Annotated in this window: 13 protein-coding genes and 1 riboswitch; of the genes, 3 read left to right on the top strand and 10 right to left on the bottom strand. The window is 68.8% G+C overall.

Translation table 11 applies throughout. The features are described from left to right. Positions 1-3: 3 nt before the first annotated feature. The 4 genes from BLU79_RS35590 to rlmN all read right to left on the bottom strand — a co-directional run bounded on the left by BLU79_RS35590 (position 4) and on the right by rlmN (position 5,092). Positions 4-1,023 (bottom strand): ABC transporter ATP-binding protein, encoded by a 1,020-nt coding sequence (locus BLU79_RS35590; RefSeq protein WP_093910114.1) that lies wholly within the window; start codon positions 1,021-1,023, stop codon positions 4-6. Beyond that, positions 1,024-2,706 carry an ABC transporter permease gene (locus tag BLU79_RS35585; RefSeq protein WP_093910113.1) on the bottom strand — a complete coding sequence of 561 codons (1,683 nt, stop codon included), beginning with the start codon at positions 2,704-2,706 and terminating at the stop codon, positions 1,024-1,026. After that, positions 2,682-3,764, bottom strand: a complete 1,083-nt coding sequence (locus BLU79_RS35580; protein WP_093910165.1) for a thiamine ABC transporter substrate-binding protein — start codon at positions 3,762-3,764, stop codon at positions 2,682-2,684. Before BLU79_RS35580 ends, BLU79_RS35585 begins: the two co-directional genes overlap by 25 nt. Positions 3,765-3,845: 81 nt before the next feature. Further along, positions 3,846-3,954, bottom strand: a riboswitch (TPP riboswitch). A gap of 31 nt (positions 3,955-3,985) precedes the next feature. Continuing rightward, positions 3,986-5,092, bottom strand: coding sequence for a dual-specificity RNA methyltransferase RlmN (gene rlmN / locus BLU79_RS35575; RefSeq protein ID WP_093910112.1), 1,107 nt, complete (start codon positions 5,090-5,092; stop codon positions 3,986-3,988). 169 nt (positions 5,093-5,261) lie between these two features. On the opposite strand from rlmN, the gene BLU79_RS35570 reads away from it, so the two are divergent. After that, a complete protein-coding gene (locus BLU79_RS35570; RefSeq protein ID WP_093910111.1) occupies positions 5,262-6,281 on the top strand; it encodes a pentapeptide repeat-containing protein in 1,020 nt (339 codons plus the stop codon). A 117-nt stretch (positions 6,282-6,398) separates the two neighbouring features. Then, entirely contained in the window at positions 6,399-6,746 is a 348-nt protein-coding gene (locus BLU79_RS35565) for a hypothetical protein (protein ID WP_093910110.1), read from the top strand. Between the two features lie 19 nt (positions 6,747-6,765). Here BLU79_RS35565 and BLU79_RS35560 read toward each other — a convergent pair whose 3' ends face one another. The 6 genes from BLU79_RS35560 to rpsB all read right to left on the bottom strand — a co-directional run bounded on the left by BLU79_RS35560 (position 6,766) and on the right by rpsB (position 12,122). Continuing rightward, positions 6,766-7,215: an SRPBCC family protein gene (locus BLU79_RS35560; RefSeq protein ID WP_093910109.1), complete on the bottom strand. Its 450-nt coding sequence runs from the start codon at positions 7,213-7,215 to the stop codon at positions 6,766-6,768. 146 nt (positions 7,216-7,361) lie between these two features. Next, on the bottom strand, positions 7,362-8,549 hold the full coding sequence (locus tag BLU79_RS35555) for a phosphatidate cytidylyltransferase (protein WP_093910108.1): 1,188 nt from the start codon (positions 8,547-8,549) through the stop codon (positions 7,362-7,364). Continuing rightward, the gene (gene frr / locus BLU79_RS35550; protein ID WP_062723265.1) at positions 8,549-9,106 is read right to left on the bottom strand and encodes a ribosome recycling factor; all 558 of its coding nucleotides are present in this window, start codon (positions 9,104-9,106) and stop codon (positions 8,549-8,551) included. The genes BLU79_RS35555 and frr overlap by 1 nt, the downstream gene beginning before the upstream one ends. 169 nt (positions 9,107-9,275) lie before the next feature. After that, the gene (gene pyrH, locus BLU79_RS35545) at positions 9,276-10,034 is read right to left on the bottom strand and encodes a UMP kinase (RefSeq protein ID WP_093910107.1); all 759 of its coding nucleotides are present in this window, start codon (positions 10,032-10,034) and stop codon (positions 9,276-9,278) included. 195 nt (positions 10,035-10,229) lie between these two features. Further along, positions 10,230-11,066: a translation elongation factor Ts gene (gene tsf / locus BLU79_RS35540; RefSeq protein ID WP_093910106.1), complete on the bottom strand. Its 837-nt coding sequence runs from the start codon at positions 11,064-11,066 to the stop codon at positions 10,230-10,232. A gap of 153 nt (positions 11,067-11,219) precedes the next feature. Then, positions 11,220-12,122 carry a 30S ribosomal protein S2 gene (gene rpsB / locus BLU79_RS35535; RefSeq protein ID WP_093910105.1) on the bottom strand — a complete coding sequence of 301 codons (903 nt, stop codon included), beginning with the start codon at positions 12,120-12,122 and terminating at the stop codon, positions 11,220-11,222. Positions 12,123-12,394: 272 nt separating this feature from the next. On the opposite strand from rpsB, the gene BLU79_RS35530 reads away from it, so the two are divergent. Further along, positions 12,395-13,030 carry a M23 family metallopeptidase gene (locus BLU79_RS35530; RefSeq protein WP_256333582.1) on the top strand — a complete coding sequence of 212 codons (636 nt, stop codon included), beginning with the start codon at positions 12,395-12,397 and terminating at the stop codon, positions 13,028-13,030. Positions 13,031-13,082 lie beyond the last annotated feature (52 nt).

The following is a 13,082-nucleotide window of genomic DNA, read 5'->3' as shown; positions in this document are numbered from 1 at the left end:
CGATCAGCCGAGCACGACAATTTCCGCCGCGTCGAACTCCACCCCGACCGCGTCACCGACCTCCGGCGCGTCCCGCAGCGCACACGCCGCCTCCAGGCGGGGCGCGTCCCCCGGCTGGAGGTGCACGGCGACATGCGTGCCCCTGAAGGTCCGCGCCGCGACCGTGCAGCGCAGCCCGGCGTCGGGGGCCACGAGCCGCACGCCGGCCGGCCGGACCAGGAGCGTCCGGGTACCCTGCGCGGCGCCCTCGCCCACCGGCAGCTTGCCCCAGGGCGTGTCGGCGGCCTCCCCGGCGACCGTGCCCTCGACCACGTTGTCGAACCCGAGGAAGCGCGCCACGAACTCGTCCACGGGCCGCTGCCACACGTCCAGCGGCGTCCCGGTCTGGGCGATCCGCCCGTCCCGCATTACCACGACCCGGTCGGCGAGCGCGAAGGCCTCGCCCTGGTCGTGGGTCACGGCGAGCACGGTGGTGCCCAACCGCCCGAACAATTCGCGGAGTTCGACGACGAGCCGCTCCCGCAGTGAACGGTCGAGCTGGCCCAGCGGCTCGTCCAGCATCAGCAGCCGTGGCCGGGGCGCGAGCGCGCGGGCCAGCGCGACCCGCTGCTGCTCCCCGCCGGAGAGAGAGGCGACGGCACGGCGGGCGGCGCCCGGCAGTCCGACCAGATCGAGCAACTCCCGCACCCGCTCGGCCTGTTCGCCCTTCGAGGCGCCGTGCATGCGCGCCCCGAAGGCCACGTTGCCGCCGACGTCCCGCTGCGGGAACAGCTGATGGTCCTGGAACATCAGGCCGACGCCCCGCTTGTGCGCGGGCACCCCCGCCTGGTCCCGCCGGTCGAGCGACACCGCCCCCGCATCGAGGGGTTGCAGCCCCGCCACCGCCCGCAGCAGCGTCGACTTGCCGCTGCCGCTCGGCCCGAGCACGCACACGATCTCGTGCTCGGCGACATCGAGGTCGACTCGGTCCAGGACGGCCCGCCCTCCGAAACGTACGGTCGCACCCGCCAGACTCAACAGCATCTAGAACTCCCCCGTCCGATCCGTACGAAGCCGCTCCAACACCAGCAACGCCACCGCGCACACCACCATCAGCACCGTCGAAAGGGCCATCGCCTGGCCGTAGTTGAGCTCGCCGGCCCGCCCCAGCAGCCGCGCCACGGCGACCGGCAGCGTCGGATTGTCGGGCCGCGCGATGAACACGGTCGCCCCGAACTCCCCGAGCGACACCGCGAAGGCGAACCCGGCCGCGATCAGCAGCGCGCGGCGCACCATCGGCAGATCCACCTCACGCCAGACCCGCCAGGGCGACGCCCCCAGCACCGAGGCGGCCTCGCGCAGCCGCTGGTCCACGGCCCGCAGCACGGGCAGCATGGTCCGTACGACGAAGGGCACCCCGACCAGCGCCTGGGCCAGCGGCACCAGGATCCAGGTGCTGCGCAGGTCCAGCGGCGGCTCGTCCAGGGCGATCAGGAACCCGAACCCGACCGTCACCGCGGACACCCCGAGCGGCAGCATCAGCAGCGCGTCGAAGCCGCGCACGAACCGGCCCGCGTCGCGTCGGGTCAGCGCCGCCGCGGCCAGACCGCCGATCAGCACGGCGATGAGGGTGGCGACGACGGCATACTGCAGCGAATTGCCGATCGCCTCGATCGGAGCGACGAGGAAGACGCCGCCTTCGGCGCTGGTCAACGCCCGGTAGTAGCCGAAGTCGGGGGCGTCCAGCGAGCGCTGCACCAGCACGGCCAGCGGCAGCAGCAGGAGTACGACGATGACGGCCAGGACGCCGGCCAGCAGCGCCCACTGCCCCGCACCGCGCGGCCGCCTCGCGGTCACCGACGCGTCCACCAGGCGAAGGGCGCTCTCCCGGCGCCGTACCGTCCAGGCGTGCACGGCGAGGATGGCGGCCACCGCCAGGAACTGGATGATCGTCAGGACGGCGGCCGTGGACAGGTCGAAGATCTCGGAGGTCTGCCGGTAGATCTCCACTTCGAGGGTCGAGAAGGTCGGGCCGCCGAGGATCTGCACCACACCGAACGAGGTGAAGGTGAACAGGAAGACCATGAGCGCGGCGGCGGCCACCGCGGGGGCGAGGGCCGGCAGGGTGACCTGACGCCAGGCCTTCAGCGGCGACGCCCCCAGCATCCGCGCGGCCTCCTCCTGCCGCGGATCGAGCTGCGACCAGAGCCCGCCGACGGTCCGTACGACGACGGCGTAGTTGAAGAAGACGTGCGCGAGCAGGATGGCCCACACGGTGGTGTCGAGGCGTACGCCCCACAGCTCGTCGAGGAGTCCGCCCCGGCCGACGAGCGCGAGGAACGCCGTACCCACGACGACCGTCGGCAGCACGAAGGGGACGGTCACCACGGCCCGCAGGATCTGCTTGCCGGGGAAGTCGAAGCGGGCGAAGACATAGGCGCCCGGCAACGCGATCAGCAGGGTCAGCACGGTGGAGGCCAGCGCCTGCCAGGTGGTGAACCACAGGACGTGCCGGATGTCGGACTGCCCGAGCACGTCCGCGATACGCCCGAACTGCCAAACCCCGTCGACCTTCAGACCGCGCGCGACGATCGCGGCGACGGGGTAGGCGAAGAAGACCGCGAAGAACGCGACGGGCACGGCGACGAGGCCGAGCCGCGCCGCGCCGCCCTTGAAGGCGTTCGTACGGCCCTTGCCCGGGGCTACTTCAGTACGAGCGAGGTCCACGACTTGACCCAGTCGTCACGGTTGGCGGCGATCTTCGCCGGGTCCATGGTCTCGGGGTTCTCGGCCTGGGGGCCGTACTTCGTGAACTCCGGCGGGACCTGGGCGGCCTCGCGCACCGGGTAGACGAACATGTTGAGCGGCATGTCGTCCTGGAACGTCTTGGTGAGCATGAAGTCGAGCAGCGCCTTGCCGCCCTCGGCGTTCTTGGCGTTGCTGAGCAGGCCCGCGTATTCGACCTGCCGGAAGCACGTACCGGTCGCGACACCCGTCGGCGCGGTCGTCGGCTTCGGGTCGCCGTAGATCACCTCGGCGGGCGGCGAGGAGGCGTACGAGACGACGAGCGGCCGGTCCGCCTTGGCCTTCTTGCCGCCTGCGGAGCCGGAGAACTCCTCGTTGTAGGCCTGCTCCCAGCCGTCGACGACCTTGACGCCGTTGGCCTTCAGCTTCTTCCAGTAGTCCTGCCAGCCGTCGTCGCCGTACTTCGCGGCGGTGCCGAGCAGGAAGCCGAGGCCGGGCGAGGAGGTGGAGGCGTTCTCCGTGACGAGGAGGTTCTTGTACTCGGGCTTGATGAGGTCGTCGAACGAGCTGGGCGGGGTGAGCTTGTGCTCGCTGAAGTACGCCTTGTCGTAGTTGACGCAGATGTCGCCGGTGTCGATGGGCGTGACCCGGTGCTTGTCCTGGTCGACGCGGTACTCGGGCAGGATCAGGTCGGATCCCTTGGGCTCGTACGACTCGAACAGTCCGTTGTCGAGCGCCCGCGAGAGCAGGGTGTTGTCGACGCCGAAGAAGACGTCGCCCTGCGGGTTGTCCTTGGTGAGGATGGCCTTGTTGACCGCCTGCCCGGCATCGCCGTCCTCCAGGACCTTGACCTGGTACCCGGACTGCTTCTCGAAGGCGGCGAGGACGTTCTTCGAGACGGCGAAAGAATCGTGGCTGACGAGCGTGACGGTCTTGGACCCGCCGCCGGAGCCCTCGTCCTCGGACGACGATCCGCACGCGGACAGCGTGACGAGGCCGAGCCCGACGGCCACGGCCGCCCACTTCCTGGTGGTGCTCACTGAATTCCTCCTGGGATGGACCAGGAAGAGACGCGGCCCTGCCCAGGAGTCCTTTTCCGGCTCCTGGGCAGGGCGCAACAGCTTGAGTGATGACCGAACTTCCTACCCAGAATGACCTGGGCGAGGTTCAGAGGGTCTGCGGGCCTGGTTGCCGCACTCTCAGCGCTGTGGCGCTCCCCTGTCGGAATATGAAGATGTACGTACGGGTGTACGCGCCCAGATTACCGCTCGGTGGCCGCCAGCTGACCGCAGGCCCCGTCGATCTCCTGACCACGGGTGTCCCGGATCGTCACCGGCACACCGTGCGCGGCGATGGCCTCGACGAACGCCTTCTCGTCCTCGGGCCGGGAGGCGGTCCACTTCGACCCGGGAGTCGGGTTCAGCGGGATCAGGTTCACATGCACGGGCTTGCCCTTGAGCAGCCGCCCGAGCCGGTCACCACGCCAGGCCTGGTCGTTGATGTCCCGGATGAGCGCGTACTCGATGGACAGCCGGCGGCCCGACTTCTCGACGTATTCGAACCCGGCGTCCAGCACCTCGCGCACCTTCCACCGCGTGTTCACGGGCACGAGGGTGTCACGCAGCTCGTCGTCGGGGGCGTGCAGCGAGATCGCGAGCCGGCACTTGAAGCCCTCGTCGGCGAACCGGTGGATGGCCGGGACGAGGCCGACGGTCGAGACGGTGATCCCGCGCTGGGACAGCCCCAGCCCGTCCGGCTCCGGGTCGGTCAGCCGCCGAATGGCGCCCACGACGCGGTTGTAGTTGGCGAGCGGCTCACCCATGCCCATGAAGACGATGTTGGAGAGCCGAGCCGCCCCACCAGGCACTTCGCCGTCCCGCAGCGCCCGCATCCCGTCCACGATCTGGTGGACGATCTCGGCGGTCGACAGATTCCGGTCCAGACCCGCCTGCCCGGTCGCACAGAACGGGCAGTTCATCCCGCACCCCGCCTGCGAGCTGATGCACATGGTCACCCGGTCCGGATACCGCATCAGCACCGACTCGACGAGCGTCCCGTCGAACAGCCGCCACAGCGTCTTGCGCGTGTCGCCCTGGTCGGTCGACAGATGCCGTACGACGGTCATGAGCTCCGGGAGGAGCTCCTCCCGCAGCTTGGCACGCGACCCGGCAGGGATGTCGGTCCACTGCTCCGGGTCGTGCGCATACCGCGCGAAGTAGTGCTGCGAGAGCTGCTTGGCACGAAACGGCTTCTCGCCGATCGCGGCAACGGCGTCCTTGCGCTCACCGGGCGTGAGATCGGCAAGGTGCCGCGGTGGCTTCTTGGCTCCGCGGGGGGCGACGAATGTGAGTTCTCCGGGCTTAGGCATGGCCGTACCAGTGTCGCAGATCCAATCGGGTGACCCGCGCTACGAGCCACAGGCACCCTTTGCCCTTCTCCGCCCCCTCTCTGCAACGCCGCTCCCCGGAACCTCAACTTCTGCTCTGGGTACCGGCGGTTGACGGTTGAGGTACGGCGCCTCGGGCCATGCTGCCCGCATGAAGCCCAAGACGAAGCGGATCACCCTGGGTGCGGTTCTGTGCCTCGTGATCGTGGGCTACGCGCTGCTCCTCTGGCGCGGCCCTTGGTGGATCGACGGCGCCCACCTCCGCACGAGGAATCTCCAGCCTGCCGATGGCGTCGTCATCACCGGCTTCCGCACGATGCTCGTCGCCATGGGAGCCGGGGCTCTCGCCGCGCTCGGCCTGTACTACACGCACAAGAGCCATCGGCACACCGAGAAGCTTTTCGAGCACACGCGCGAGAAGGATCGCGAGCAGGCCGAGCTCACCCGTGAGGGACAGGTCACAGAACGCTATGTCGAGGCGATCAAACTTCTGTCATCCGGCAGCCTCACCCAGCGTCTCGGGGGCATCTACTCGCTGGAGCGGATCATGCGTGACAGCGAGAAGGATCACGCAACGATCGTGGAGGTCCTCGCGGCCTTCATCAGGGATTCGGCTTCACAGATCGCAGTGGCTCCTGATGGTTCGAACCCGAACGAGACTCGGCCGTCTCCGGAAGAAGACGTCCAGGCCGCGTTGACAGTTCTCGGGCGCCGCCCGGAGGGCACCGAAGGGGAGGCCCGCCTGAATTTGAGCCGTACGAACCTGCGTGGAGCCGATCTCCTGAAAGCCAGGCTGGCCGGCGCGAATCTGGCGGATTCCTGCCTGGAGCGGGCTTCGCTTTTCGGGGCCGATCTGCGGGGGGCGTATCTGGACGGCGTCAGTTTCGACCAAGCGGACTTGAGCGAAGCGCTCCTTGACGAGGTGGACTTGAGCGGAGCCAGGGTCGGACGAGCGATCGTGCTGGGCGCCAGCATCACCTCGGCGACCGTAGGACATGCGGACTTCTCGCAAACCATTCATCTCACCCGCGAGCAGCTACTGAGCGCCAAGTTCAACAGCTCGACCAAGCTTCCGCCTCGCTTGACGCAGGACCCGATCGTGCGAGCGCGCATTGCCGAAATAGAGCAGGGGATGAGGCAGCGGCACCCCAGTGGTTCGGGCAGCGAATAGCCTTTCCACTGGTGTAGCCCGCTCCACCCCGGATCAGGGAGATCACTCCCTCGTGACGAACGGTCGTGAAACGGAATCGTTGGCCGCAACCGCAGCTCTCCTGGAAGGAGCCGTTCCATGGCCGCCGATCGCCGACGCCGTACCGCCACCCTCGCCACCGCCCTGGCCGCCGTCGTACTCACCGCCGGGCTTGTCACCGGCTGCGACTCCGCCGACAAGGCGCGGGGCTGCCTGCGCCAGGCCGATGCGATGGCCGACGTGATCGCCGACGGCCTCACCGGCAAGCGGATCGACGAGGTGGACATCGATATCACGACGGACGACGACAGGGTGGGCAAGGCCGTCGACGAGCTGAACCGGGCGATCGAGGACTACAACAAGGCCATCCTGCACGGCGACACCCACCCGGACGCGGGCAGGATCGACGCCGCGGCCGAGGAATTCAGGGACGTCTGCGCGTCGTAGGTGCCGGACGTGCAGGCGCCTAGTCGGTCGTGCGCTCCAGCCTGTCCTTGAGGAGTTGCTCGTCGCGCGGCAGTTCCTTGCGGACCTGTGGGCGTACGACGAGGGGCACCAGGACCTTGCCGAGGCCGTGCCCTTCGAAGTCGATGTCGATCGTCACGCGGGAGCGGCGCCCGTCGTCGAGCGGCTCGATCTCACCGTGGGTGCGGGGCCTGACGGGACCGTCGATGCCGTGCAGATCCCAGCTGTGCGGTGGGTCGAGTTCGTCGAACTGCACGGTCATCGGAATCTGGCGGTTGCCGATGCGCCGGGTTACCCGCACCTGGGAGCCGGCGTGGACGGGCCCCTCGTCGAGTTGCTCCGCGGATACGGCGCTCAGCTGCCATTCCGACAGGTGGGACGGGTCGGTGACATACGCGTAGACCTCGTCCGGCGTGCAGTCGACGTCGATGACTTCTCGGATGGCGGTCATGATGACCCCCTTCGAGTCCCCTTTGAGTGCCTTTGACGGCCTTTGAGTTTGTTTCAGTGGATTCGATGTCGTACACGGGAATCGTCCCACACACCAAGGAACCTCCGCTCTGCAAGAGCGGAGGCTCCTTGGCGTTGGTCGATCCGTCAGCCCGACCCCACGAAGAGCACCAACAGCAGCCACACCACGGGCGCCGTCGGCAACAGGGAGTCCAGCCGGTCCATGATCCCACCATGACCCGGCAGCAAGGTGCCCATGTCCTTGATGCCCAGGTCCCGCTTGATCATCGACTCGCCGAGGTCGCCCAGCGTGGCGCTGGCCGCGACCGCGAGGCCCAGCAGCAGGCCCTGCCACCAGGTGCCGTCGTCGATCAGGAAGTGCATGCACAGCGCGCCCGCCACCATCGCGAAGCTCACCGCGCCGAGCAGGCCCTCGCGGGTCTTGCCGGGGCTGATGCGCGGGGCGAGCTTGTGCTTGCCGAAGCGCCAGCCGACGGCATAAGCGCCGGTGTCGCTGACGACCGTCAGGAGCAGGAAGGTCAGGACACGGAACGCCCCGTCCTCGGCGGTGAGCATCATCGCGACGAACGTCGCCAGGAACGGCACATAGAACGCCGCGAAGACGCCCGCGGTGACGTCCTTGAGGTAGCCCTCCGGAGGTTCCGTCATCCGCCAGACCAGTACGGCCAGCGCGGTCAGCGCCATCGACACCCAGGCACCCTCGGCGCCCCGGACGTATCCGGCGACCACCATGGCCGCGCCGCCGAGCGCGAGCGGTACGAGGGGCGCCTTGATGCCCTTGCGCTCCTCGAGCCGCTTGGTCAGCTCCCACAGGCCCACGACGACGGCGACCGCGACCACGCCGACGAACACGGCCTTGACGACGAACAGCGAAGCGACGATCACCACACCGAGCCCGACACCGACCCCTATGGCCGCACCCAGGTCGCGCCCCGCGCTCTTCTTCTGCGGCTGGGGCGCCGGCTGCGGGGCGTCGGGCATGGGCTCCGGATTCTGCGGCGCCGCCTCGTAGGGCCGCGCCTGCGGCGTGTCGTACTGCCGCGCGTGCGGCTGCTGTTCGCGGAACAAGGGGCCGCTCAGCCGAGCGGCCCCCCGGTCGTCATCCTGGTCGTCGCCGTATCGAGGTACAGCGGGTCCGTCGGGCACGATGGGCATGGGGCGAGTCTGGTGCGCCTCAGGCGCATCGTACGCGGGACCCGCCGGGGCAGCCCCCTGGACAGGTCCACGCTCGGCGGCGGTCCCCCAGTACCCGGCCTGCCCGGTGTGTCCGGCATGCCCGGCTTGTGGCGGCGCCCCCCAGGAAGAGTCGTTCATCAGACCTCGAGCAGCTCCGCTTCCTTGTGCTTCAGGAGCTCGTCCACCTGGGCGACGTACTTGTGCGTGGTGTCGTCGAGCTCCTTCTCCGCACGGCGGCCCTCGTCCTCACCGATCTCGCCGTCCTTGATCAGCTTGTCGATGGCGTCCTTGGCCTTGCGGCGGACGGAGCGGATGGAAACGCGCGAGTCCTCGGCCTTGCTCTTGGCGACCTTGATGTAGTCGCGGCGGCGCTCCTCGGTCAGCTCCGGAAACACCACTCGGATGATGTTGCCGTCGTTGCTCGGGTTGACGCCCAGGTCGGAGTCCCGGATCGCCTGCTCGATGTTGCGCAGGGCCGTCTTGTCGAACGGGGTCACTACCGCCATGCGCGGCTCCGGCACGGAGAACGAAGCCAGCTGGTTGATCGGCGTCGGCGCGCCGTAGTAGTCGGCCACGATCTTGTTGAACATCGCCGGGTGCGCACGACCGGTGCGAATCGCGGCGAAGTCCTCCTTGGCGACCACGACGGCCTTCTCCATCTTCTCCTCGGCCTCGAGGAGGGTCTCTTCGATCACCACTTGCTCCTGCGTGTCTTGAGTAAAGGCCCGGCTGCGGTTCCAGGGTGGGGGCGGCGGCCGGCTGCGTCGCGTCTTCTTCCTGCACGGTTCCCGACCGGCAGGACATTGTCCATCCCCCGGTCAGGGTCCGTCCCGTCCGTCCCCCGGACGGGGTTGTTCTCGGGCGTCAGCCCTGACTGCCCTGCTCACCCACAAGCGTGCCGATCTTCTCACCATTGACGGCGCGGGCGATATTGCCCTCCGCCAGAAGCTCGAAGACGAGGATCGGGAGCTTGTTGTCGCGGCACAGGGTGATCGCCGTCGCGTCGGCGACCTTGAGGTCCCGGGTGATGACCTCGCCGTAGCCGAGGGAGTCGAACTTGACCGCGTCGGGGTTGGTCTTGGGGTCGGAGTCGTAGACCCCGTCGACACCGTTCTTGCCCATCAGCAGCGCCTCGGCGTCGATCTCCAGGGCGCGCTGCGCGGCGGTGGTGTCGGTGGAGAAGTACGGCATGCCCATACCGGCGCCGAAGATGACCACACGGCCCTTCTCCAGGTGCCGTACGGCGCGCAGCGGGATGTAGGGCTCGGCGACCTGGCCCATGGTGATGGCCGTCTGGACCCGGCTGTCGATGCCCTCCTTCTCCAGGAAGTCCTGGAGGGCGAGGCAGTTCATCACGGTGCCGAGCATGCCCATGTAGTCGGAGCGGGCCCGGTCCATGCCGCGCTGCTGGAGCTCGGCACCGCGGAAGAAATTGCCGCCGCCGATGACGACCGCGACCTCTGCGCCGTCGCGCACGACGGCCGCGATCTCGCGGGCGATCTTGTGCACCACGTCCGGGTCGACGCCGAGGCCCCCGCCACCGGAGAAGGCCTCTCCGGACAGCTTCAGCAGAAACCGGCCGCGTACTTTGCCGTCGTCGCTCTTCTGGGCCTTGGTGGTCATCGAGATCCCGCCTTTGTTACGTGGTGCACATACGAAGAAGGCCATTGCCGGTTGGGGTGTGTTTCGCATCCCATGCGCGGCAATGGCCTCCTCGTCAGATCTGTTGTCGTCCGTCACGCGCGCGTGCGCGGTGACGGCGTCCGCCAACGACTGCCCTCGACCTTATAGGGGCGGGGCGCCGGTCGCGGCACGGACTCAGATGCCGACCTTGATGCGCGTGAAGCGCTTCAGGGTGACACCGGCCTCGTCCAGGATCTTCTGGACGGACTTCTTGTTGTCGAGCGCGTACGGCTGACCGAGCAGCGTGGCGTCCTTGAAGAAGCCGTTGAGGCGACCCTCGACGATCTTCGGCAGGGCGGCCTCGGGCTTGCCCTCGGCGCGGGTGGTCTCCTCGGCGACGCGGCGCTCGGACTCGACGACCTCGGCCGGCACGTCCTCCTTGGAGAGGTACTTCGGCGCGAAGGCGGCGATGTGCTGGGCGATGCCCTTGGCGACCTCGGCGTTGGGCTTGTCGAGCTCGACCAGGACACCGATCTGCGGGGGCAGGTCGGGCATCGTGCGGTGCATGTACGCGGTCACGAAGCCGTCGGCGTACTGCGCGAAGCGGTCCAGGACGATCTTCTCGCCGAGGTTGGCGTTGGCCTCGTCCACGAACGCCTGGACGGTCTTGCCGGCCTCGATCTCGGACGCGAGCAGGGCGTCGAGGTCGGCCGGGGAGGTCTTGGCGACGTGCTCGGCGATCGCGGTGGCGACGGCCTGGAACTTGTCACCCTTGGCGACGAAGTCGGTCTCGCACTTCAGCTCGACGAGGACACCGGAGGCGTTGTCGTCGGCGATGATGGAGACCACGGCGCCGTTCTCGGCGGAGCGGCCCTCGCGCTTGGCGACGCCCTTCTGGCCCTTGATCCGGAGCGCCTCGACAGCCTTCTCGACGTTGCCCTCGGCCTCGTCCAGCGCCTTCTTGCAGTCCATCATGCCGGCGCCGGTGAGCTCACGGAGCTTCTTGACGTCAGCGGCGGTGTAGTTCGCCATGAGTCTGTGAATCTTTCTCGAAGTCTGGAAGATCGAAGATCTACGGGGTCTACGGCCCCTGGAGTAGCCGGAGCCGCTGACCTTCCGTCGACCTACGGGTGAACGGCGGGAGCGGACCTCATGTCACTGCTCCCGCCGTCCACACCGACAGTGTCAGGCCTGCTCGCCCTCGGCGGCCGGAGCCTCAGCGGCCGGCGCCTCGGCAGCAGCCTCAGCGGGGGCCTCGACGGGGGCCTCGGCGGCGGCCGGGGCCTCAGCAGCGGCAGGAGCCTCGTCGGCCTTCTTCTCGCCCTCGAGCAGGTCGCGCTCCCACTCGGCGAGCGGCTCGCCCGCGGCCTTCTCGCCCTTGCCCTCCGTCGCCACGCCGGAACGGGCGATGAGGCCCTCGGCGACGGCGTCGGCGATCACGCGGGTGAGCAGGGTGACGGAGCGGATCGCGTCGTCGTTGCCCGGGATCTTGTAGTCGACCTCGTCGGGGTCGCAGTTGGTGTCGAGGATGGCGACGACCGGGATGTTGAGCTTCCGGGCCTCACCGACCGCGATGTGCTCCTTCTTGGTGTCCACGATCCAGACGGCGCTGGGCACCTTCTGCATCTCGCGGATACCACCGAGGGTCTTCTCCAGCTTGGCCTTCTCGCGCGAGAGCACGAGAAGCTCCTTCTTGGTCAGACCGGAAGCAGCGACGTCCTCGAAGTCGATCTGCTCGAGCTCCTTGAGGCGCTGCAGACGCTTGTAGACGGTCGAGAAGTTGGTGAGCATGCCGCCCAGCCAGCGCTGGTTGACGAAGGGCATGCCGACGCGGGTGGCCTGCTCGGCGATGGCCTCCTGCGCCTGCTTCTTCGTGCCGACGAACATGACCGTGCCGCCGTGGGCGACGGTCTCCTTGACGAACTCGTAGGCGCGGTCGATGTACGACAGCGACTGGAGCAGGTCGATGATGTAGATGCCGTTGCGCTCGGTGAAGATGAAGCGCTTCATCTTCGGGTTCCAGCGACGGGTCTGGTGACCGAAGTGGACGCCGCTTTCCAGCAGCTCCCGCATCGTGACGACGGCCATGGCCGTTCTCCTTGAATTTCTCGGTTGTGCCGCGGAAGCCGGACGGCTCCCACGCCTGACGCCCACATGCGCCGTGCCACGAAGGACCGAGGGGCGCTGACACGGACCGTTTCCGGTGGTCGTGTCGGGGCGTGCGAAGTCGACCCGGTGACCCGGATCGCCAAAAGAAGTGTACGGGACCCGCGAGGCGCCGGATGACGTCGCTGTCCACAACCCGGGAGTTATCCACAGGTCCCGGCCATGATCGGCGGGTGTGCGGGACGGTTGGCGGCATGCGAGAGATGCGATGCGTGCGAGGTGCCCTGGCGTTGCTGCTGGGCCTGACGCTCTCGGTAATGGCCCCACTGACCTGGGCCGACGCCGCGACCGAAGCGTTACCGACGGCTGACTCCCCGGCCGCTCCCGACCCTGCCTCCCCGACCGCCCCTACAGGGACGGACGGACCGGTTCCGGCCGTGGGCCGCGCCTGGCCCGTCGGTGTACGCCCCCCGGTCCTGCGTGGCTGGGAGCCCCCGGCGACGCCGTACGGCCGCGGCCACCGCGGCGTTGACCTGGCGGCTCCGGCTGGGGCGCCGGTACGGGCGGTGGCGGCGGGGCGGGTGTCCTTCGCGGGCCGGGTCGCGGGCAAGGGCGTCGTGTCGGTGGAGCTGACCGGGACGGGGGATCCGCCGTTGCGGACGACGTATGAGCCGGTGCGGGCGGCGGTGGCGAAGGGTGCCGAGGTGGCGGCAGGAGAGGTGCTGGGCACGGTGGAGGCGACGGGCTCGCACTGCCCCGGCACGTGTGTGCACTGGGGCTTGCTGAGAGGCGAGACCTACCTGGATCCGCTGTCCCTCCTGCCACCGTCGCTGCTGCGGAAGGGGCCGTCGAGGTTGCTTCCGGTTCTGGGGGTTCCGTTGCCCTCGTGACGGTGGCTCGCGCAGCTGCGGGCAGGCGTGCCGCCGGGGCGGCTCCAGCCCT

This window comes from Streptomyces sp. cf386, assembly GCF_900103585.1.
Taxonomy (GTDB): Bacteria; Actinomycetota; Actinomycetes; order Streptomycetales; family Streptomycetaceae; genus Streptomyces.
The sequence above is the reverse complement of the archived record's forward strand: the minus strand, read 5'-3'. Positions and strand labels throughout refer to the sequence as shown.